The organism is Methylobacterium sp. E-045, assembly GCF_022829685.1.
Classification (GTDB): Bacteria; Pseudomonadota; Alphaproteobacteria; order Rhizobiales; family Beijerinckiaceae; genus Methylobacterium.
Map to the genome: position 1 here is coordinate 16,960 of NZ_JAKSYE010000125.1, position 21,875 is coordinate 38,834.

The 21,875-nt window shown below is 68.8% G+C and carries 19 protein-coding genes; 8 read left to right on the forward strand and 11 right to left on the reverse strand.

The annotated features are described in order from the left end of the window. Positions 1-17 precede the first annotated feature (17 nt). The 3 genes from epmA to MKK51_RS23365 are packed head-to-tail and all read left to right on the forward strand — an operon-like array spanning position 18 to position 3,035. Positions 18-1,091: an EF-P lysine aminoacylase EpmA gene (gene epmA, locus MKK51_RS23355; protein ID WP_243981486.1), complete on the forward strand. Its 1,074-nt coding sequence runs from the start codon at positions 18-20 to the stop codon at positions 1,089-1,091. After that, positions 1,088-2,173, forward strand: coding sequence for a lysine-2,3-aminomutase-like protein (locus MKK51_RS23360; protein ID WP_243981488.1), 1,086 nt, complete (start codon positions 1,088-1,090; stop codon positions 2,171-2,173). The genes epmA and MKK51_RS23360 overlap by 4 nt, the downstream gene beginning before the upstream one ends. 49 nt (positions 2,174-2,222) lie before the next feature. Further along, a complete protein-coding gene (locus MKK51_RS23365) occupies positions 2,223-3,035 on the forward strand; it encodes a YdcF family protein (RefSeq protein ID WP_243981490.1) in 813 nt (270 codons plus the stop codon). A gap of 21 nt (positions 3,036-3,056) precedes the next feature. Here MKK51_RS23365 and MKK51_RS23370 read toward each other — a convergent pair whose 3' ends face one another. The 3 genes from MKK51_RS23370 to MKK51_RS23380 form a co-directional block, all read right to left on the reverse strand. After that, positions 3,057-3,353: a DUF3253 domain-containing protein gene (locus tag MKK51_RS23370; RefSeq protein ID WP_243981492.1), complete on the reverse strand. Its 297-nt coding sequence runs from the start codon at positions 3,351-3,353 to the stop codon at positions 3,057-3,059. Next, on the reverse strand, positions 3,350-4,087 hold the full coding sequence (locus MKK51_RS23375) for a DUF599 domain-containing protein (protein ID WP_243981493.1): 738 nt from the start codon (positions 4,085-4,087) through the stop codon (positions 3,350-3,352). Before MKK51_RS23375 ends, MKK51_RS23370 begins: the two co-directional genes overlap by 4 nt. Before the next feature lie 169 nt (positions 4,088-4,256). Beyond that, positions 4,257-4,538, reverse strand: a complete 282-nt coding sequence (locus MKK51_RS23380; protein WP_243982229.1) for an acylphosphatase — start codon at positions 4,536-4,538, stop codon at positions 4,257-4,259. Positions 4,539-4,797: 259 nt separating this feature from the next. Between MKK51_RS23380 and MKK51_RS23385 the strand changes: the two genes are divergently transcribed. After that, the gene (locus tag MKK51_RS23385) at positions 4,798-5,889 is read left to right on the forward strand and encodes a DUF4272 domain-containing protein (protein WP_243981494.1); all 1,092 of its coding nucleotides are present in this window, start codon (positions 4,798-4,800) and stop codon (positions 5,887-5,889) included. A gap of 97 nt (positions 5,890-5,986) precedes the next feature. Here the strand turns inward: MKK51_RS23385 and MKK51_RS23390 are convergent, their stop codons facing one another. The 4 genes from MKK51_RS23390 to MKK51_RS23405 all read right to left on the reverse strand — a co-directional run bounded on the left by MKK51_RS23390 (position 5,987) and on the right by MKK51_RS23405 (position 10,211). Then, positions 5,987-6,418 (reverse strand): gamma-glutamylcyclotransferase family protein, encoded by a 432-nt coding sequence (locus MKK51_RS23390; RefSeq protein WP_243981495.1) that lies wholly within the window; start codon positions 6,416-6,418, stop codon positions 5,987-5,989. A gap of 198 nt (positions 6,419-6,616) precedes the next feature. Continuing rightward, positions 6,617-8,620, reverse strand: coding sequence for an acetyl/propionyl/methylcrotonyl-CoA carboxylase subunit alpha (locus tag MKK51_RS23395; RefSeq protein ID WP_243981496.1), 2,004 nt, complete (start codon positions 8,618-8,620; stop codon positions 6,617-6,619). A 249-nt stretch (positions 8,621-8,869) separates the two neighbouring features. Further along, positions 8,870-9,322 carry a hypothetical protein gene (locus MKK51_RS23400; RefSeq protein ID WP_243981497.1) on the reverse strand — a complete coding sequence of 151 codons (453 nt, stop codon included), beginning with the start codon at positions 9,320-9,322 and terminating at the stop codon, positions 8,870-8,872. A 205-nt stretch (positions 9,323-9,527) separates the two neighbouring features. Further along, entirely contained in the window at positions 9,528-10,211 is a 684-nt protein-coding gene (locus MKK51_RS23405; RefSeq protein WP_243981498.1) for a L,D-transpeptidase, read from the reverse strand. A gap of 184 nt (positions 10,212-10,395) precedes the next feature. Between MKK51_RS23405 and MKK51_RS23410 the strand changes: the two genes are divergently transcribed. Beyond that, entirely contained in the window at positions 10,396-11,331 is a 936-nt protein-coding gene (locus MKK51_RS23410) for a histone deacetylase family protein (protein ID WP_243981499.1), read from the forward strand. A 7-nt stretch (positions 11,332-11,338) separates the two neighbouring features. Here MKK51_RS23410 and ribB read toward each other — a convergent pair whose 3' ends face one another. Genes ribB through MKK51_RS23425 form a run of 3 tightly spaced genes read right to left on the reverse strand, consistent with a single transcriptional unit; the run spans position 11,339 to position 14,756 of the window. Continuing rightward, a complete protein-coding gene (ribB, locus tag MKK51_RS23415; RefSeq protein WP_243981501.1) occupies positions 11,339-12,415 on the reverse strand; it encodes a 3,4-dihydroxy-2-butanone-4-phosphate synthase in 1,077 nt (358 codons plus the stop codon). 48 nt (positions 12,416-12,463) lie between these two features. Next, complete coding sequence (gene aroC, locus MKK51_RS23420) at positions 12,464-13,567, reverse strand: chorismate synthase (RefSeq protein ID WP_243981502.1); 1,104 nt, start codon at positions 13,565-13,567, stop codon at positions 12,464-12,466. Positions 13,568-13,616: 49 nt separating this feature from the next. Further along, on the reverse strand, positions 13,617-14,756 hold the full coding sequence (locus tag MKK51_RS23425) for an anhydro-N-acetylmuramic acid kinase (RefSeq protein ID WP_243981504.1): 1,140 nt from the start codon (positions 14,754-14,756) through the stop codon (positions 13,617-13,619). A 122-nt stretch (positions 14,757-14,878) separates the two neighbouring features. On the opposite strand from MKK51_RS23425, the gene tyrS reads away from it, so the two are divergent. Further along, a complete protein-coding gene (tyrS, locus tag MKK51_RS23430; protein ID WP_243981506.1) occupies positions 14,879-16,171 on the forward strand; it encodes a tyrosine--tRNA ligase in 1,293 nt (430 codons plus the stop codon). A 99-nt stretch (positions 16,172-16,270) separates the two neighbouring features. Here the strand turns inward: tyrS and MKK51_RS23435 are convergent, their stop codons facing one another. Further along, complete coding sequence (locus tag MKK51_RS23435) at positions 16,271-19,726, reverse strand: DUF3971 domain-containing protein (protein WP_409565754.1); 3,456 nt, start codon at positions 19,724-19,726, stop codon at positions 16,271-16,273. A 169-nt stretch (positions 19,727-19,895) separates the two neighbouring features. On the opposite strand from MKK51_RS23435, the gene MKK51_RS23440 reads away from it, so the two are divergent. Both MKK51_RS23440 and MKK51_RS23445 read left to right on the forward strand, forming a co-directional pair. Continuing rightward, complete coding sequence (locus MKK51_RS23440) at positions 19,896-20,363, forward strand: peroxiredoxin (protein WP_243981510.1); 468 nt, start codon at positions 19,896-19,898, stop codon at positions 20,361-20,363. An 88-nt stretch (positions 20,364-20,451) separates the two neighbouring features. Next, complete coding sequence (locus MKK51_RS23445) at positions 20,452-21,738, forward strand: M23 family metallopeptidase (protein ID WP_243981512.1); 1,287 nt, start codon at positions 20,452-20,454, stop codon at positions 21,736-21,738. The last annotated feature ends 137 nt before the right edge of the window (positions 21,739-21,875 follow it).

Sequence of the window (21,875 nt, forward strand, 5' to 3'; positions counted from 1 at the left end):
CTACGGGACGCGCGGGCGTGACCGGTTCTTCCTCGCCCTGGTGGGTACCGCACCGCCATGCCGACCGCCGCCCGGCCCTTCTGACGCGAAACCGCATCGTCGCGGCCCTGCGCCAGCATTTCGCGGCCCGCGACTTCGTCGAGGTCGAAGCCGCCGCCCTGCAGGTCTCACCTGGCAACGAGGCCCATCTCTTGGCCTTCGCCACCTCGGCCATCGGCCATGACGGTGCCGCCTCCCCGCTCTATCTCCACACCTCGCCGGAATTCGCCTGCAAGAAGCTCCTGGCCGCGGGTGAGACGCGGCTGTTCAGCGTGGCGCGCGTGTTCCGCAACCGCGAGCGCGGCCCCCTGCACCATCCGGAATTCACCATGCTCGAATGGTACCGGGCCGGCGAGGACTACGACGTGCTGATGCGCGACTGCGCCGACATCCTGGCCCTGGCGGCCGACGAGGCGAAGGTCCGCTCCCTCCGCTTTCGCGGACGGGAATCCGATCCCTTCGCCGCCTTCGAGCGCCTCACCCTCGCCGAGGCGTTCGCGCGCCATGCCGGCATCGACCTGCTGGCGACGATCGAGCCCGGCGGCGGCACGGACAGGGACGGTCTCGCCGCAGCGGTAGCCGCCTGCGGCCTGCGGGTGGCGGACGACGATTCCTGGGCCGACCTGTTCAGCCGCGTCCTCGTCGCCCTCATCGAGCCGAAGCTCGGCGACGGGCGGCCGACCCTGCTCTGCGACTATCCCGTGAGCGAGGCGGCCCTGGCCCGCCCCAGCGCCCGCGACCCCCGTGTGGCGGAACGGTTCGAGCTCTACGCCTGCGGCGTCGAACTCGCCAACGCCTTCGGCGAACTCACCGACCCGCACGAGCAGCGGCGCCGGTTCGAGATCGAGATGGCGGAGAAGGCGCGGATCTACGGCGAGACCTATCCGATCGACGAGGATTTCCTCGCTGCCCTCGCCGTCATGCCGGAGGCGAGCGGCATCGCACTGGGCCTCGACAGGCTGGTCATGCTCGCCGTGGGCGCGCCGCGCATCGACGACGTGATCTGGACCCCGGTGGCCGAGACGCCGGCGGCGAGGGACGGCAACGCGTGAACAGGCCGCTTCCCCGTTCTCTTCCCCGCTCCCTTCGCAACCCCGCGCAGCTCGCCGAGGCCGGGCTCGTCGCGGCCTCCGACCTTCCGGCCCTGGAGGCGGTGGCGGCGCGCTATGCGGTGGCGCTGACGCCGGACATGGCCGAACTCATCGACCCGTCCGATCCCGCCGACCCCATCGCCCGCCAGTTCCTGCCCCGCGCGGAGGAACTGGCGACACGTCCGGAGGAGGATTCGGACCCGATCGGCGATGCGGCGCATTCACCATTGCCGGGTCTCGTCCATCGCTACCCGGACCGGGTGCTGCTGAAGCCCCTCCATGTCTGCCCGGTCTATTGCCGCTTCTGTTTCCGCCGCGAGATGGTGGGGCCGGACGGGCTCGGCACGCTCGGCGAGGACGAACTCTCCGCCGCGTTCGCCTACATCGCCGACCGGCCGGAGATCTGGGAGGTGATCCTCACCGGCGGCGATCCGTTCGCGCTCTCGGTCCGCCGGCTCGGGCAGATCGCCGAGGCCCTTGCCGCCATCCCGCACGTCAAGGTCCTGCGCATCCATACCCGCGTGCCGGTGGTGGAACCCGCCCGCGTGGACGACGATCTCGTCGCGGCCCTGAAGCGTTTCGGCGGTGCGGTCTTCGTTGCGCTCCACGCCAATCATCCGCGCGAGTTCACGCCGGCCGCGCGAGGCGCCATCGCCCGCCTCGTGGATGCCGGCATCCCGATGGTGAGCCAGACGGTGCTGCTCGCCGGGGTCAACGACGACCCGGAGACGCTTGCCGGCCTGATGCGGAGCTTCGTCGAGAACCGGGTGAAGCCCTACTATCTCCATCACGGCGATCTCGCGCCGGGCACCGGCCATCTGCGCACCGGATTGGCGGCGGGGCGCGACCTGATGGGACGCCTGCGCGGGCGCCTGTCGGGCCTCGCCCAGCCGCTCTACGTCCTCGACATTCCCGGCGGCCACGGCAAGGTGCCCGTGGGGCCGCCCTATCTCGCGGCCGACGAATCCGGCTGGCGGGTCACCGACCCGCAGGGGATGGAGCACCCCTACCCGCCGGATGCGGACGGACTGGACCGAGATTGACCCGCGCACGGGGAATCGTCCGGCAGATATGAGGCTTCAGGGTCCAGACATGTTCTTTCCGCTCTCGAAACTGATCTATTTCGTGATCACGCCCTCGAACTTCTTCATCCTGATCGGGCTCGTCGGCTGCGTCCTCATGTTCGGTGGATGGACGCCGCGCCTCGGGCGCGGGCTGGCCCTCCTCGGCTTCGCGGGGCTCTTCCTCGGCGGTCTCCTGCCCCTTTCCACATGGATCGCCCTGCCCCTGGAAAACCGGTTTCCGCGCTTCGCGGACGACGGCGCACCGGTCACGGGCATCATCGTGCTCGGTGGCGCGGTGGAGACCCAGACCACGCTGGCGCGCGGCCAGCTCTCGGTCAACGATGCCGGCGAGCGGCAGATCGCGTTCGCGGATCTCGCGCGCCGCTACCCGCAAGCGCGTCTTCTCTTCTCCGGGGGCAGCGGTCTGCTCGGCACCGACGGGACGTCGGAAGCCGAGATCGTCAGCCGCTTCGCCGATACGCTCGGCCTGCCGCGCACGCGGCTGATCCTGGAGGATCGCTCGCGCAACACTCACGAGAACGCGCGGTTCTCGGCCGATCTGATCAAGCCGGTGGCGGGCGAACGCTGGCTGCTGGTCACCTCCGCCTGGCACATGCCCCGCGCCATGGGCTGCTTCCGGCAGGCCGGCTTCGACGTGACGGCCTATCCCGTGGATTACCGCACGATGGGGTGGAGCGACGCATGGAAGCTGAAGAGCTTCGCCTCCGACGGATTGCTGGTCCTCGATCTCGTGGTCAAGGAATGGATCGGGCTGATCGTCTACCGGCTCACCGGCTACACCGATGCGGTGCTGCCTGCGTCGGCGCCGTCGACCGACTGATCCCATCCTGGTGACGAGGGGTCAGCCTTCCCCGGTGGCCGGAACGGGCATTCCGAGGCGGTAGATCCCGCGAAAATCGTCCGGGTCGGCCACGGGCTTGCCCTTGCGCAGGATGGCGATGCGGCCCTCCTTGGTGAGGCGCACGGCCATGCGGCGAACCGGCTGCATCAGCGGGCTCCAGGCGTCGGGATGCGGCCCGCCGAGGTGACGCGCGACTTCCGATGGGCAGACGGTCTTGCCTGCGCCCCGCTCGGTGACGAGGCGGAGGATCGATTCGCCGATCTCCTCCTCGCTGACGGATTTGCGCTCTGTGCTCATGACTCGGTGTCCTGCAGGGTGGACTCGTCGTCCTCGTTGAGGAGGATGGCGCGGATGTCGGAGGTGAATTGCCGGCGCCACATGACGCAGATGACGGCCGTGGTGGCGATGATGAGGAACCAGGCGTTCACGAACCAGCCGAGATAAGCCAGCGCGAAGAGGAAGGCGCGCTGTCCTTTCGCGAAATGGCTGCCGGCGGCGATGTTCATGGCGGCGGCCCGGCGGGCGGCGCGGTTCATGTCGCCCTGCGCGGCGCCCGCACCCTTGGGGGGCACCGCGCCGATGAGGATCGCCCCGTAATTGAACAGGCGGTAGGCCCAGGCGAACTTGAAGAACGCATAGACGAAGACCACGGCGAGGCCCGCCACCTTGACCTCCCAGGTGACGCGCGTGGCGATGGCGCCGAAGGGCAGTGCGCCGAACAGGGTGAGCACATCGTCGCCGGAGCGGGACAGGGTCAGCACGCCGCCGAGCGCGATGAGGGAGGTCGAGGCGAAGAAGGCCGTCCCGTTCTGGAGGGAGGCGTTGATCGTGGTGTCGACCACCCGGTTGTCGCGGACGATGAGCTGGCGCGACCATTCCTCCCGCTGGCGGTTCATGATCTGGCTCAGGCTCGTGCGCCGCCCGCGCATCCGGGCCACCGCCATTCCGTAGCCGGCCCAGGCGGTGACGAAATAGAGGAGGCCGGCAATGTCGAGCGGCGAGAAATCCGCGAGGGTGAACGTGTGCTGCATGGGCTCGGATCGCTTCCCGGCATGGGGCCGACCGGAACCCGGCCACACCGGTCCGGCGCCCCTCCGCCTGCGGCGCGGACCATAGGGCATCGACCCGATCCGTGGGAAACGAATTTCTGACGATGCGGGATGGGAGAACGCCGTGATCGTGGCCGTCGGCACAGTGGGATCACGTTCGCAGGATGCGAAATCCCGCATCTGGAGGGTCGCCGGAGTCGGCCGCCTCGACCGAGGACACGACGGCATCGGCGGGCCCCTGCCTGCAGGCATCGAGCATGGCGTCGACCGCATCCGGCGGTCCGCTGAAGGTCGCTTCCACACCGCCATCGGCCCGGTTGCGAACATGTCCGTTCAGGCCCCGACGTTCCGCTTCGCGCGAGGTCCAGTACCGGTAGCCGACACCCTGCACCCGGCCACGGATGACGACATCGACGGTTCTGATCGTATCCAGGGCAACACTCCTCGCATGCCGCCCCGTCAGCGATGGGGCGATGTCCTCGTGGGAAGCCGGGCGCGGCTCAGTATGGAAATGTCATCGCGCCTGCCTATCATCGACCTCCATGGTGCCAGTTTCGTCATCGACGCCATCGCGAGGAAGGGCCTCTCGCGACCATACGATGCGATCCGGCTTCCGTCAGGGGACAATCCCCGCTGCGTGACACGGCGCCGGTCGCGGGCGGAGCCGATGCTGGCTGGATGAGGAGCGGCAGATGGATATTCTGAAGCGGCTGTTCGGGCGACGCGAGGCGGTGTCCGAACCGGCAGCGGTCGAGACGCTCATCGTCAACGCCTACGCCACCGTCCGAGACCTGCCGCCGCTCGACTTTCCGCATGAACTGTTCGGACGGCGCGATCTGTCCGATCCCGAACTCGCGCCGCATCTCGAAGGGTTCATCGGTTACGTCATGGGACGGGGCGACGGCCAGATGACGGCCGTCCGCTACCATCTCTGGCGTCACCTGCAGCGGGTCCGCAACCATGCGAGTTTCGAGGTCGTGCCCGCCGATCTGGATGACGTGGAAGCCTGGGCGCACGCTGCCAATGCGGTCCTGTTCCTGCCGGACGGATCCGTGCGGGCGCCCGACGGGAAGGTCGTCATCTCGGCCGAGGGCGAAACCGACCCGGCCGCCGTCCTGCCCTATCCGCCCGACGCGGTCGCGCGTCGCGCGCGGACCCTCGATCGCCTGCAAGGGCTGGAGCCGAAGCCGCCGACCGGCATGCCGCCCGCGATCGGGGAGAGCGAACTGGTCCTGCGACGCCCGGACGACGTGTTCCGGCGCGCCCTCGCGCTTCTTTATGTCGCCGCTCACGTTCAGGCGCAGGCGACCGGCGGGGAGGCGATGGAGGCGGGGCAGCCGGCCCGCAATCCGGTCGGCCTCGATGCGTTGACGCCCCGCGAGACCCGTCAGGTCCGCGCCGTCGCGGCTGACGACGCCTTCGCGATGACGTGGCGCTACGAGGCCGCGAACGCCCTGTTCTGGGCTCTCGGCGTCGCGCCCGCCCGGATCGACGAGAGTGACCGGCTGGTCGATGTGGATGCCCTCTGGCGGTCCGTCGCGCCTCTCGCCCGCGACGGGAGCGCATCCGCGGGATTGCGCCTTCGGCCGGCCGGAGAGATTCTCGACGCCCTCGACCGCGCGTGGCGGGAGCATTGGATCGTGCGGCAGGCCCGCGAGAAGGACCTCCGCCTCGACGGGCTCGACGGCGACGTCGTCGCGGAACGCCATGTCGCCCTGAACTGGCTCACCGGTTTTCAGAACGGCCACGAGACCGCGTGGGACGACATCGACACCCCGACGTGACGGCAGGCGACCCCGCGTGAGTGCGGAGGTGATCGTTCGGCGGCGACGCGGCCGTCCGCCGCCACCAGGCTTGGCAAGGGCTCGGCAGGAGCCGTCCTCAGCCGCGCGGCGCCCGCAGCCAGCGGCGCATCTCCGCGATGTAGGCGGGCGGGAGCGCGGCGGCTTCGGCGGCCGCCAGGACCGGCTGAAGATAATCGGGTCTCGGCGCCCCGGGAACGGCGCTGCATCCGAGATAGATCAGGGCGCGTTTCACCCCGGTCGGGGTCGTCACCGGCTGGTAGGCCTTGGTGTAGAGCCGCCCGGCGACCCCCTCGTAGCGGTCGAGGGCCGGCACGTCGGCCAGGGCCAGATCCCACAAGACGCCCCAGACGGTGGAGGCGGGGGCCCGGACCACCGAGGCATAGCCCTCCCGCATGATGATGAAGCGGTGCCGGTTCAGCCGGGCCGTGCCGAGGCGGGTCGAGCCGGGGCAGCGCATGGCCATCGCGGCGGCATCCATGTTGGCGCCGTAGGAAAAGTAGAGGGGCATGGGCTGGATGACCGGATGGGAGTTGCCGAGCGTCCGGGGCGCCCCTTCACCCTCGACCGGGCGCCCCTCCTCCAATGCTCCGCCCCGGAACGGTGAAGCGGCCGCGCAGCCCGGATCGGTCCGGCCGAGGGAGGCAGGAAGCCTCCGGGCCAGTGGGGTGGGACGAGGCCCACCCCACTGGCATGGAGGACAACGTGTTCAGGCGAATTCGATGATGACCGCGTCCACGGCGAGGCTGTCGCCTTCCTTTGCCGCGATCTTGGAGATCGTGCCGTCACGCTCGGCGCGCAGGACGTTCTCCATCTTCATCGCCTCGACGATGGCGAGGGGCTCGCCGTTCTTCACCTCCTGGCCTTCCTTCACCATGATGGACTTCACCAGGCCGGGCATCGGGCAGAGCACCTGCTTGCCTGAGCCGGCATTCTCCTTGACCGGCATCAGGGCTGCGAGTTCGGCCTCGCGCCGGGTGAAGACCCGAGCCTCCGCCGCCGCGCCGCCGTGCTGGAGTGCCACGCCGTTGAGGAGGCCGCGGACCTGGATGGCGACGCGGGTGCCGCCGATCTCGCCCGACCAGACCGGCTCGCCCGGACGCCAGTCGCTCTCCACCGTCCAGGTCTTGCCGTCCTCGGCCGTGACGATGAGCTGGTCGCCGAGATCGTCCACCGTCACCGGGTAGGATTGGCCGGCGAGGATCACGACGCGGTCGCGCTCGAAATGGAGCAGGGCCGGATCACGCATCTGGCCGGAGATGCCGCGCTTGCGGGTGTTGAGCTTGTGGTCGATGGCCGCCGCCGCCGCCGCCATGCGCTGGGCGATCTCGCCCGCCGGCTCAGGCGCCGTGAAACCTTCCGGGAACTCCTCGGCGATGAAGCCGGTGGAGATGTTGCCCGAACGCCAGCGCGGATGCGCCATCAGGGCCGACAGGAACGGGATGTTGTGGCGGATGCCGTCGATGGCGAAGGCGTCCAGCGCCTCGCCCTGCGATTCGATCGCCTCGGCGCGGGTGGGCGCCCAAGTCACCAGCTTGGCGATCATCGGATCGTAGTGGATCGCGATCTCGCCGCCCTCCTCCACGCCGGTATCGTTGCGCACGATGGCCGAGCCGAACGGCCCTTCCTCCGGCGGCTGGTAGGTGGTGAGGCGGCCGATGGAGGGCAGGAAGTTGCGGGTCGGGTCCTCGGCATAGACGCGGCTCTCCACGGCCCAGCCGTTGAGCGTCACCTGATCCTGGGTCAGCGGCAGCGCCTCGCCGTAGGCCGAGCGGATCATCAACTCCACGAGATCGAGGCCGGTGATCATCTCGGTGACCGGATGCTCGACCTGGAGACGGGTGTTCATCTCGAGGAAGTAGAACGACTTGTCCTGGCCGGCCACGAACTCGACGGTGCCGGCGGAATCGTAGGAGACGGCCTTGGCCAGCGCCACGGCCTGTTCGCCCATCTTCTTCCGGGTCGCCTCGTCGAGGAGCGGCGACGGCGCCTCCTCGATGACCTTCTGGTTGCGGCGCTGGATCGAGCATTCGCGCTCGCCGAGATAGATCACGTTGCCGTGCTTGTCGCCGATCACCTGGATCTCGATGTGGCGCGGGTCGGTGATGAACTTCTCCACGAACACGCGATCGTCGCCGAACGAGGAGGCGGCCTCGGACTTGGCGCGGGCGAAGCCCTCCGCGACCTCGTCGGACGAGTAGGCGATGCGCATGCCCTTGCCGCCGCCGCCGGCCGACGCCTTAATCATCACCGGGTAGCCGATCTCGTCGGCGATGGTGACCGCGTGTTCGGGGCTCTCGATGACGCCGAGGAAGCCCGGCACGGTGGAGACGTTGGCGGCCGATGCCGCCTTCTTCGATTCGATCTTGTCGCCCATGGCGGCGATGGCGCCGGGATTGGGGCCGATGAAGACGATGCCGGCCTCGGCGAGCGCCCGCGGGAACGCCTCGCGCTCGGACAGGAAGCCGTAGCCCGGATGGACGGCCTGGGCGCCCGTCTGCTTGCAGGCCTCAATGATCTTGTCGATGATCAGGTAGGACTGGGCGGCCGGAGCGGGGCCGATATGCACCGCCTCGTCGGCCATCGCCACATGCACGGCGTCCCGGTCGGCATCGGAATAGACGGCGACCGTCTTGATACCCATCCTGCGCGCGGTCTTGATGATGCGGCACGCAATCTCGCCGCGGTTCGCAATCAGGATTTTCTCGAACATCGGTCCAGGCACTCTGGTGAAGCAGGAAAGGTCACGAGCGCCGTCGCGCTCAAGCTCGTTCCCGTTAAAGCAGTTGTGCGGCTTCGCAAAGCTGGGCCAATGAAGGATTGTTCATGCGCTGCGACAGGGCGCGTGTGTATTCAAAATCATGGGGATGGCGGCCACCCGGCGGCGCAGCGGGTGCGCCCCTCCTCCTCGGCCCGATGGAGCGCGTGGTCCGCCCGGCGGACCCGTTCCGACAGCTCGATGTCAGGCGGCGTCGAGCAGTTCGGCGACGGGGGCCGAGGCCGCATTTTCCACCTGGACGCGCCGGTGTGCGCTGCCGATGGCGAAGGCCACGAGGATCTCGTGGCTGGTCTCGGCCTCACGCACGATCTCGAAGGCGATGCGGGCGGCAAGCGGGGTCGGTCCGGCATCGCTGCGCAGGGAGCCGACGAGCCAGCGGGCGATCTCGAGATCGACGTAGCCGGTGGGGCGCTCGCCCCAGACGGCGAAGTTCACCACGGCGGCGCTGACGAGGTCGGCAAAGGAAGCGTCGCTCCGCGGCACCGCCCGGTCGAGGGCGATGAGCATGTCGGCTTCGTCCGCGTGCGAAATGCCGTCCGGGAGGATGTCGCGGCCGAGGATCTCAACGTCGGCGGCGGTGATGAGGCCGGCGGCGACGACACGGTTACAGAAAAGCTGAAGCGAATGGTTGATCATTGGTTGGTGCCTCCCCGGCTTTATTTGCGCCGGTCTGTGTTTCTGCATGTCGATGACTATGCAGGAGGCACCCGTTCAAGACGTTAACGGCCAAATCTGAATCAACGTTCAGGTTAAAGCCTGCTCACGAATGAGCCTTTCCGAATCGTATAACCGGATTTCGGCTCCGCCGTTTCGGCGGCGGAGCCGGGAAACCGGTGCCGCCTCAGCGGACCACGACCTTGGCGCCGATCGGAACGCGCTCGTAGAGATCGACCACGTCCGCGTTGAGCATGCGGATGCAGCCCGAGGATACGGCCTGGCCGATCTTCTCCGGCTCGTTGGTGCCGTGGATGCGGAACAGCGTGTCCTTCTTGCCCTCGGCGAGGTAGAGTGCGCGGGCTCCGATCGGGCTGGTGGGGCCGCCTTCCAGGCGCTTGGGCAGTTCCGGCCGGCGGGCAATCATCTCCGGCGGAGGGTTCCAATCCGGCCACTCGCCCTTGCGGTCGACATTGGCGGTCCCGGCCCAGGCCATGCCCGCATGGCCCACGGCCACGGGGTAGCGCACGGCCTTGCCGTCCGGCAGCACGTAATAGAGGCGGCGCTCCTTCGTCACGACGATGACGGTGCCGGGGGGCTCGTTGGTCTTGTAGTCGACGGTGGTGCGGGCGATCTTGGGATCGACCGCCCCCTGCGGCGCCTGTTTCAACCACTCCTTGTCGCGGGCCTCCCCGGTGAGGGCGGCGGGTTGGGTCAAGGCCGTATGTGCGATCGGCGGGCTGAGCGGTGCGGTCGCCGTCTGCGTGTTGCAGGCGCCGAGGGCGAGGGCGGACAGGATCGTCGCGCCGCCGAGGGAGCGGCGCAGGATGTTCCGATCTGACGGGCTGAACGACCAGGGCATGGACGACATGGGATAGGGTGCCTGTCTCGAGGCCGGAGGGCTTCGAAGAATGTGGTTGATGGATTATGTCGCCATCTAACTCGCAGACTTGCCCGCGCGTAATCTCGCTGCCCTGAACCGTGGCGTAATTGCATCGTATGTTGTGCGCAAAGCACAGTCGGCTCGGGTGGGACGACGAGGATCGTTCGGAGGGATGAGCGTGACGACCCTGTACGTGAGCCACCCCTCCGCTCTGGATCACCAGATGCCCGAGGGGCACCCGGAGCGGGCGGACCGGATCCGGGCCGTGGAGGCCGCACTGGAGAAGGAGCGGTTCTGCGGTCTGCTGCGCGAATCGGCGCCCCGCGCGGAGACGGAGACCGTCGCCCTGGCCCATCCCGTTCCCTATGTGGAGGCGATCATCGCGGCCTCCCCGCGGTCGGGCTACGTCCAGATCGATTCGGATACGCTGATGTCGCCGGGCACCCTCGACGCCGCCCTGCGCGGTGTCGGCGGCGCGGTCCATGCCGTGGATGCGGTGATGAGCGGGGCCTGCTCCAACGCCTTCGTGGCCATGCGGCCGCCGGGCCACCATGCCGAGCGTATGCAGGCGATGGGTTTCTGCCTGTTCAACTCCGCCGCCATCGCCGTCCGCCATGCAAGGGAACGCCACGGAGCCAGCCGCGTGGCGCTGGTGGATTGGGACGTTCACCACGGCAACGGCTCGCAGGACATCTTCTGGGACGATGCGGCGGTGATGTACGCCTCGACCCACGAGATGCCGCTGTTTCCCGGCACGGGCGCCGTGGGCGAGCGCGGCACCCACGACACGATCGTCAACGTGCCCCTGCGGGCCGGAGACGACAGCGGGATTTTTCGCGAGAAATTCGAGAAGGGGGTTCTTTCCCGCCTCTCCGCCTTCGCCCCCGACCTGATCGTGATCTCGGCCGGGTTCGATGCCCATCGCCTCGATCCGCTGGCCAGCGTCGAACTCGACGAGGCCGATTTCGGCTGGGCCACCCGGAAGCTCATGGAGATCGCCGACAGGCATGCCGGCGGCCGGATCGTCTCGGTGCTGGAGGGCGGCTACAGCTTGGACGGTCTCGCCCGGTCCGTCACCGCCCATATGGATGCCCTGATGGGGCGGTGAGGAGGCCTCACCCTTCCAGCGGCACGTCGCCGAGCAGATCGATGCCGAAGCCCGAGAGGCCGACATAGGAGCGGGACGAGGTCGCGAGGTTACGGATCGAGACGATGCCAAGGTCGCGCAGGATCTGGGCGCCGAGCCCGACCTCGCGCCATTGCCGCACGCGCTGGGCCTCCGCCCCCTCCTCCGCATATGAGGAGAGCGGCACGCCGGCCGTTCCGTCGCGCAGGTAGACGAGGACGCCGCGTCCCTCCTTGGCGAAACGGCGCAGGACGCAATCGATCGACTTGCCGCCGCCGATCACGTCGGCGACCACGTTGGAGCGGTGCAGGCGCACCAGCACGTCCCGGCCGTCGCCGATATCGCCGTGGACGAAGGCGAATTGCTGAACCGTCTCGAACGGGGTCGTGTAGGCGAAGCCGGTGAGGTCGCCGACCTCGCTCTTGACCGGGAAGGTCCCGACCCGCTCCACCAGCTTCTCGCGGGCCTGGCGGTAGGCGATGAGATCGGCCACCGACACCCGCTTCAGGCCATGCAATTCCGAGAAGGCCGTGATCTGCGGTCCCTTCATCACCGTGCCGTCGTCATTGGCGAGTTCGCAGATGACGCCCACGGGCGGCAGCCCGGCGAGCTTGCACAGGTCGACGGCCGCTTCCGTGTGTCCGGAGCGCATGAGGACGCCGCCATCCTTGGCGATGAGCGGGAAGACGTGGCCGGGACGGACGAAGTCGGATTCGCCCATATTGCCGTTGGCCAGCGCCCGCACCGTATTGCAACGCTGCTCGGCCGAGATGCCGGTGGTGAGCCCGTGCTTCACATCCACCGTGACGGTGAAGGCGGTGCCCAGCGGCGCGTCGTTGGAGGCCACCATCGGGTCGAGGCGCAGGCGCCGCGCTTCGGCGCGGGTCAGCGGCGCACAGACGATGCCGCAGGTGTTGCGGACGATGAAGGCCATCTTCTCCGGCGTGCAGAGGGAGGCCGCGACGACGAGGTCGCCCTCGTTCTCGCGATCGTCGTCATCGGTGACGACGACGATCTCGCCGCGGGCATAGGCCTCGATGGCCTGCGTGACGTGGGTATGGGGCACGGGATGTCTCTTGAAAGTCTCTGAGCGGATGGGCTGCAGTTCGTCGGGTCACCCCCGCGTCCCGACCTGCCCCCGATGACGCAGATAGTGATCCGCGAGCACACACGCCATCATCGCTTCGGCGACGGGGACGGCGCGGATGCCAACGCAGGGGTCGTGGCGGCCCTTGGTGACGAGGTCGACGTCGCGGTTGTCGGCCGTCACGCTCATGCGCGGGGTCAGGATCGAGGAGGTCGGCTTGACCGCGAAACGGCAGATCAGCGGCTGGCCGGTGGAGATGCCGCCGAGGACGCCGCCCGCATGGTTGGCGAGGAAGGTCGGCGCGCCCGCATTGCCCGAGCGCATCTCGTCGGCATTTTCCTCGCCGCGCAACGCCGCCGAGGCGAAGCCGTCGCCGATCTCGACGCCCTTGACCGCGTTGATCGACATCATCGCGGCGGCGAGGTCCGCGTCGAGCTTGCCGTAGATCGGCGCTCCAAGGCCGGGCGGCACGCCTTCGGCGACGACTTCGATGACGGCGCCGATGGAGGAGCCGTCCTTGCGGATACCGTCGAGATACCCTTCGTAGAACCGCGCCGTCTCGGGATCGGGGCAGAAGAACGGGTTGCGCGCCACCTCGTCCCAATCCCAGCGCGACCGGTCGACCGCATGCGGCCCCATCTGAACCAGGGCGGCCCGGATGACGATCTCGGCCGGTAGGACCCGGCGCGCGATAGCGCCTGCGGCGACGCGGGCGGCGGTCTCGCGGGCCGAGGAGCGCCCGCCCCCGCGATAATCGCGGATGCCGTATTTTGCGTCGTAGGCGTAGTCGGCGTGGCCCGGCCGATAGCTGTCGCGGATCTCGGAGTAATCCTTCGAGCGCTGGTCGGTGTTCTCGATCTCCAGGGCGATCGGCGTGCCGGTGGTGAGCTGGACGCCGCCGGTGCGGTCGTCGGAAAACACCCCCGACAGGATGCGGACCTGGTCGGGCTCCCGGCGCTGGGTGGTGAAGCGCGACTGTCCCGGCTTCCTCCGGTCGAGCTCCGCCTGGATGTCGGCCGCCGCGATGGGAATTCCGGGCGGGCAGCCATCCACCACGCAGCCGAGGGCCACCCCGTGGCTTTCGCCGAAGGTGGTCACGCGGAAGAGATGGCCGAAGGTGTTGTGCGACATGGTGTGGGACGCTCTAGCGCGGGTTTCGGCTGAGGGCAAAGCGCCGGGCTCACGCCTCCGGCCGCGCCAGCACCCCGCCGGTCATCGCCTCCCGCACGCCCGTGGTCGACGGGAAGGTGATGGGCAGGCCCTTCAGCGAGCGCACGGCGAGATGCGCGAAGGCCTGGGCTTCGAGATAGGCCGAGGACCAGCCGATGGCGTCCGCCGTCGTGATCTCGGCGCGCAGGTGGTAGTTGAGCAGCCGCACCAGCTCGCCGTTGCGGGCGCCGCCGCCGGCCACGATCCAGCGGGTGGGGATCTCCGGCGCGTGGTCGAGGGCGCGTGCCACCGCGCGGGCGGTGAAGGCGGTGAGCGTCGCCGCCCCGTCCTCGGTGGAGAGCTGGCCGGCGAGCTTGTGCGAGAACCAGTTGCGGTCCAGCGATTTCGGCGGCCGGCGGAAGAAGAACGGATGGGTCAGGAGCCAGGCAAGGAGCGGCTCGTCGGGCCGTCCCCGCGCCGCCGTGCGCCCGCCGTCGTCCAGGGGTCGGCCGGTGCGCTCGCGCATCCAGTCGTCGATCAGCGCATTGCCCGGGCCGGTATCGAAGGCGATGACATCGCCGTTCGAGGCGATGAGGGTCGCGTTGGCGACGCCGCCGATATTGAGGATGCCCAGCGCCCCCTCGAACCCGGCGGCCTTGGCCAGCGCCTTGTGGAAGACCGGTACCAGGGGCGCGCCCTGCCCGCCTGCGGCGATGTCGGCGTGACGCAGGTCCGACACCACCGGAATCCCGAGGCGACGGCTCAGGGCCGCCCCATCGCCGATCTGGACACTCATGCGCTGGTCGGGGCGGTGGACCACGGTCTGGCCGTGGAAGCCGATCACGTCGATAGCGGCGGCGTTCAATCCGTTATCGGCAAGGAAGGCTTCCACGGCTTCCGCATGGGCGGCGGTGACGAAAGCCTCCGCCTCGGGCAGGCAGCCGGGCCGGTCCTCGCGGGCGACGACGGCCTCGGAATCGGACAGCGCCCGGCGGAGCAGCTCGCGATCCTCGTCCGAGTAGCCGCGATAGCCGGTGGGGCCGAGGGGTTCGAGGTAGCCGTTGGGGCTGCGCACGACCTTCACGTCCTCGCCGTCGGTCTCGATCAGGGCGACATCGACCCCGTCGAGGGAGGTGCCGCTCATCAGGCCGATCGCCCGCATCATGGTCATGCCGTCTACGCCCCGTGCCTTCCCGTGCCAGCCCTGCTAAGAGCCGGCGCATCACCGTGCGGTGCTATCACGGGGGCATTTGTCCTGTCCCGCATCGCGACCTATCGAATCCGGAACCTCGCATGTCCTCCGCTCCGACCCCTGCCGCCGAGCCCTTCGTGCCGAAATCCGATTTCCTGCGCACGCTTCAGGAACGCGGCTTCATTCACCAATGCTCGGACCTCGCCGGTCTCGATGGCGTGCTGAGCAAGGACCGGATCACCGCCTATATCGGGTTCGACTGCACCGCCGCCTCTCTCCATGTCGGCTCGCTGGTGCAGATCATGATGCTGCACTGGCTCCAGGCCACGGGTCACCGGCCGATCGTGCTCATGGGCGGCGGCACCACCCGCATCGGCGATCCGACGGGGCGCGACGAGAGCCGCAAGGTTCTGACCGCCGCCGACATCGAGGCCAACAAGATCGGGATCGCCCAGGTCTTCGCGAAATTCCTGAAATTCGGCGGTCCGGATTCCGCGGACGCCTTCATGGTCGACAATGCCGAATGGCTGTCGGGCATCAACTACCTCGATTTCCTGCGCGACGTCGGCCGGCACTTCTCCATCAACCGGATGATGTCGTTCGACAGCGTGCGCCTGCGCCTGGAGCGCGAGCAGGAATTGTCGTTCCTCGAATTCAACTACATGCTGCTCCAGGCCTACGATTACGTGGAGCTGAACCGCCGCTACGACGTCACCCTGCAGATGGGCGGCTCCGACCAGTGGGGCAACATCGTCAACGGCCTCGATCTCGGCCGCCGCATGGGCACCAAGCAGCTCTTCGCCCTCACCACACCGCTGCTGACCACATCGTCCGGCGCCAAGATGGGCAAGACGGCGGCCGGCGCCGTCTGGCTCAACCCCGACATGCTGAGTCCCTACGATTACTGGCAGTTCTGGCGCAACACCGAGGATGCCGACGTGGCGCGCTTCCTCAAGCTGTTCACCCTGCTGCCCATGGACGAGATCGCCCGGCTCGCCGCGCTCCAGGGCGCCGAGATCAACGAGGCCAAGAAGGTGCTCGCCACCGAGGCGACCGCCCTCATGCACGGCCGCGAGGCCGCGGACGCCGCCACCGAGACCGCGCGAAAGACCTTCGTCGAGGGCAGCGTGGCGCAGGACCTGCCGAGCGTCAGCGTCGCACGCTCGGCCCTGGAAGCCGGTCTCGGCGTGCTCTCGGCCTTCGGCCCCGACCACGCCAGGCTCGTTCCCTCCACCAGCGAGGCGCGGCGCCAGATCAAGAGCGGCGGGTTGCGGGTCAACGACGTCCAGATCACCGACGAGAAGGCCGTGCTGACGCTGGCCGATCTCGGCCAGGATGGCGTGGTGAAGCTATCCTTCGGCCGCAAGAAGCACGTGCTTCTCAGGGTGGAGTGAGGCGACGGGGGCGGAACCTCGATCGGCCATGGCGCGATCGCGGGCTTTGAGAGCCCAGCGCATCTCCTTCCCCCTTCGCGGGGGAAGACAGCCGGCGCCTCAGCGTTCGGTCTCTCCGGCGGACGTCGCGCCGGGCAGGCCGTCATTGCCGCCGGCGCTGAACAGGCGGCGCAGGATGCCGGGCGCCAGCACGGAGAGCGGGTTCACGCTCACATCCGGCTTCGACAATCGGCCCGAGACCCGGAAATTCAGGGCGAACAGGCCTTCGTTGTTGCCCCCTCCCAGAAGCTGACCGAACAGCGGCAGTCGCGAGACGACGTTGTTGAGGCCGTAGAGGGGGACGAAGGTGCCGTTGATGTCGGCGCGTTCTTTGGCCGTGTCGAGGTAGCCGCTCATGGTGAAGCCCATGGCGGCGTTGGAGATGGCGGCGTCGGTGAAATCGACGCGGCTGCCGATCCGGGTGAAGTTCGCCCGCAGGCGGTCGAAGCTCACATCGTTGCCGGCGTTCTGGATGATCTGCTTGCGGCCCTTGGCATCGACGACTTCGCTGGTCGCCGGACCCTGCGCCATGATGCTCGACAGGGCCGGTTCGTTGCGCAGCACGAAGTCGCGGATCTGGACAACGCCGGTCTGCGGCCCGTCGCCGAGGGAACTGCCGAGAACGAGCCGTCCGCCATACATGCGCTTGTAGATGTCGACGAAGCGAAGGGTCGCGCCGGCATCGGTGGTCTCGATGTTGATCGAAGGATCGCCGCGCCCCGAGCGGGACACCACCGCCGAGAATCCGGCACCGTTGAAGCGGCCCTGGAGACGGCCCGAGCGGAAATCCTTGCCCTTCATCGAGAGCTTCGCGCTGGCGCCGGTCAGCGCCTCGCCGTTGAAACCGGTGATGATGCCCAAATTGATGTCGGCCTCGATCTCCTTGGACGGGTCGCGGCCGCTCTCCTTGGCGGCCTTGCCCTCCGGTCCTCCGAGCGACTTCAGGAAGGGCCGCGCATCGGCCACGGCTCCCTTCACGGCCACCTTGTAGAGGCTGCCGCTGCGGTCGATCTGGATGCGCATGTCGTCGCCGGGCGACAGCTTGAAGCTCGAGAGGTCGGCCCGGTCGAATTGTCCGTCGCCATTGATCGCCGCCGTGCCGCGTGCGCTGGCGCTGCCGGCATCGAGGACGATGTCGCGCAGGTCCATCGCCCCGCCGGGGCTGACCTCGGTCATGACGAAGCCCAGGCGCCCCGGCTTGCCGGCGGGTTTGACGAAGCCGGGGATCAGGCCGTCGATGGAGGCCCGGGACAGGTCCGCCTCCATGCGGATGGGGGAGCGTGCCGGGCTGCCCTTTCCGATGGCGAGGTTGATCTTCAACGGAATCGGTCCGGCGAGCTGCGGCGCCACCGGCAGGCCCCGCCTCGCCCGCAGGGCCTCGTCGAGGAGGAGCGTCGCGTTGACCTCGCCGGGCGCACCCGCCTTCGGCTGGCGCAGCTCGAGGGTGAGCGGCGAGCCGAGCACCCGGCCGTCGCCCTTGAGGGTGAAGCCGCCGCGCTCGTAGGAGACGGCGAAGCGGCCGTTCTCGAGCTTCTCCTTGCCGAAGGCCTTCTCAACGGCGAGGTCGCTCAGGGTTCCGGTGAGACTCACGGGCAGATCGGGCAGTTCGGGGATGCGCTTGAGGTTGAGCGGGAAGTCGATCCGTAGGTCCGCATTCCCCTTGACCGAGGCCGGGTCGATCTCGACCCCGGTGAGGTTCTTGAACATCTTCGTCTGAAGCAGGGCGACGAGCGCATCCGCCCCGCCGCCGAGCTTGAGGCCGATCTGGGCGATGACGGTCTCCGGCGTGATCTTCGGGATCACGAAGGACCCGTCCGTGATGGAGAGCGTCCGGTCGTCCGGCATCCTGACGTCGGCGGTGACGCCACGGATGTTCGTGGTGAGGCCGGTGATCGTTCCCGTCACACGGCCGCGGCTCAAGGGAGGAGCGCCCTCGCTCACCGCCAGCGTCGCGTTGGAGACGGCGAAGTCGATATGGATGGCGCTGTCCGGCATCGGCTCGCCGCGCGTGGCGGCGGCGAGTTCGCTGCCGCTCATGTCCACGGTGATGTCGACCTTGTCGACGAGGCCGCCCTGGAGGTTGTCTACGAGGTACTCGCGGGCGGGAGGAGCGATATGCTCCGGCCACAGGCGCAGGGCCATGCGCCCGTCGGTATGGGCCGCGGTGATGTTGAGGGTCAGGCCGCCCTCGTCGGCATTGGTGTCCACCGTGCCGGTGACCCGGCCGGTGGCTCCCCCGGCACCGGCTACGGTGAACTCGTCGATGGAGAGGCCGCCGTCGCGCCCCGTGACATGGGCCGAAAGGGAATCGAGCTTGACCGGCTTGTCCGTCCTCGCGGCGCCGCGCAGGACCGCGTCCTTGCCCGCGAGGGCCAGGGTCCAGGCCGTGGGGCCGCCCACCGGGCTCGCGGTCCAGACGCCGGCGAGATGCACCGCGTTGCCGGCTCCCAGATAGTCGATGCCGTCGAGGTTCAGGATCCGCCGGGCCTCGTCCCAGCTGACCGAGGCGGTCAGGCTCTCGATCGTGACCGGGTTGAAGTCCTTCTCCTCGATGAGGAAATTGCCGTCGCTGGTCTTCACCGTCGCTTTCAGGGTCTCGACCCGGCCGTTGTCGAGGCCGACCTCCGCCTTGGCCGACACCTTCAGGTCGGTCTCGATCGGCAGTTTCGATTGGCCGGAGAGGAGGAGCAGATCGGTGACCGGCAGGTCGTCCAGGGTGATGATGCCGTTGCGCTTTCCGTCGCCGCCCTCATGCAGGTCGCCGCCGAAGCGCCATTCCCCGTGGGGGCCGTCGATGCGCAGTTCGAACACGCGGGAATCCCGCGCCGCGTCGCGTCGGAACAGCCCGTTCACGTGCTCGAACACGCCGCGCTGGCGGGCGTCGTCGTCGATCAGGGTCAGGCGGCCATTGGTGATCCGCGCCCGGTCGAGGGCGCCGACCACACCGGCGGGATCGAGGACGATGCCGAAGATCGAGGCAATGGCGGCCGAGATCGGCGACGAGGTTCCCCGGGCGTTGTCGACGCTGGGCAGGGTGTGGGGTTCCGCCGCCGCACGGGCGGGATCGGAAGCGGCGAAGGCGATGGACCCGTCCCGGTGGACGAGGGCGGTCATCTGCAGGTCGCGGAACTCGATTGCCCTCGGCTGGACCGCGAGGCGCAGCAGGCCCCAGGTATCCAGGCTCACCACCGCCATGGGAGCGCGCAGGACGAGGGCGCCGTCGGGGTTGTGGATGTCGAGGCCGGCGACCTGAAGCGCCAGGGAATTCTCGGAATCGAGCTCGATGGTGCTGTCGCGCAGGTCCACCCGCCAGCCGGGGCCGATGCTGCCCGCAATGGCCGAGGCCACGCGCTCGGACATGCCGTCGATGCGCAGGGGACCGTTGGTCAGACGCCAGACCACGCCGGACACGGCGAGCGTCAGGGCGACCATGAGAACGAGCGAGCACCATAGCAGCGGGCGCCGCCGCCGGGGCGACCCGCCCCGTCGCAAACCTCTGGCCGTGTCCTGGTTCATCGATCCTTGAGCCGCTGGATCGGACGGGCCGCTCACGCTATCGAGCGGGTGTCCGAGATTCGGGGTTGCCTTGACCCGGCAATCTTTTGGTCCTCAGCCGAGGGGCTGCCTGCACCCCTCGATCAACGCCTCTTGTGGCACACTATCAATCGGCCGAAAGGAAGGCATCATGCCTCTCGACACCGGAGATCACGCTCCCGCCTTCACATTACCGGGCGCGGGCGGTGAGGAAATCAGCCTCGGCGCGCTCAAGGGTCGCAAGGTCGCACTCTACTTCTACCCGAAGGACGATACCAGCGGTTGCACCCTGGAGGCGCAAGGCTTCAACGCCCTCGGCACCGCCTTCGGGGAAGCGGATGCCGTGGTGGTGGGCGTCTCCCCGGATACGGTGAAGAGCCACGACAAGTTTCGGGCGAAGTACGATCTGACCTTCCCCCTCGCCTCCGACGAGAGCAAGGCGATGCTCGAAGCCTACGGCGTCTGGGTGGAGAAGAGCATGTACGGCCGCAAGTACATGGGGGTGGAGCGCACCACCGTGCTCATCGACCGCGAGGGGCGCATCGCGCGCATCTGGTCGAAGGTGAAGGTGCCCGGCCATGCGGAGGAGGTGCTCGCCGCGGCGCGTGCCCTCGCGTAAGGAAGCTGCCGCGCGTCCCGCGCGCGATTTTGCGCTTCGTTAACCCTGATCCCCTCCAATGACGGGAGTTGGAGTGGGGTTGGCCCGGATGCGTCTCTCGTTTCCCATCACCGGAGGGATGCGCCTGCCGGACGGCGGACGGCGCCTCGTCCCGGCCCTGATCGGTGGTCTCGCGATCGCCACGCTCTGGGCCGGCGCCGCCACATGGTACCTCGTGTTCCACGACGAGGTCCTGGCCCGCTTCGTATCCCAGCAGACCGCCCTGCAATATGCCTATGAGGAGCGGATCGGCGCCCTCCGGCTGCAGCTCGACCGGGCGACGATGGAGCATCTCGCCGCGCGCGAGGGGTTGGCGGCGCGGGTGGCCGATCTGTCCCAGCGTCAGGCCGCGATGGAGACGCGACAGGCCCAGCTTTCGCGTCTCGCCAGCGACCCGGCGCGCGCCACCGCGATGGCCGACCGGATCGCGGCGGATGAACCCGCCGAGACCGGGGCGCTCGGTTACGCGAGCCCCATCCCTGATCCCGTCGCCAGATCTCCGGCCAAGCCGACGCCAAAACCCTTTCCGACGCCTGACGCCTTCGAATTGCGCTCGCGCGACGGCGCACCCGGCCGGCAATCCATGCGGGAGACCGAGCAGACTCTGGCAGGGCTGGAACAGCGCCTCGATCGTCTGGGCGCGCACCAGATCCGGACCCTCGACGGGTTGGGCGTGCGCGCGATCCGTGGCGCCCAGCGCCTGCGTGACATCGTCGTCCGGGTCGGCCTCGATCCGCAGCGTTTCGAACGCCAGCGCGAAGCCGGGATCGGCGGGCCGCTCGTGCCCCTCGCCACCGATCCGTTCGGCATCGCGGTGGGACAGGTCCAGCGGGCCTTTGACGAGGAAGCGCGTCTGCGACGCATCGCCTCCGCCCTCCCCCTCCGGCGGCCCCTGTCCGGGGATTACAGCCTGTCGAGCGGGTTCGGCCCTCGCCTCGATCCGTTCACACGCGGGCTCGCTTTGCATACCGGCCTCGACATGAAGGCCGAGTTCGGGGAAAGCGCCCGCGCCACGGCGGCCGGGCGGGTGACGGTGGCCGATTACAACGGCGGCTACGGCAACATGGTGGAGGTCGACCACGGCAACGGCCTCGCCACCCGCTACGCCCACCTGTCCTCGTTCGCGGTCACCCCCGGCCAGTGGATCGATGCCGGCGCACCTGTGGGCCGCGTCGGCTCCACCGGCCGCTCGACGGGAAGCCATCTGCATTACGAGACCCGCATCGACGGCGAGCCCGTGGACCCGCAACGGTTCCTCAGAGTGTCCGCCGATCTTCAGGCAGCGTGGCCCAGCGAGGGAGGCGCGCTCGACCGCGCCGTCGGATACCGCCCCTGAACCGCCGCCGATCGTCGGATGAGTACGACGGTCGTCGCACTGTCAGGCAATCCAGTCCGTTCGGCAGAGTAGCGTAGATCGCTCGCCATCCTGCGTTGTGCGCTGGGCCACTTGCCCGCATGCTCGGTCACTGAATA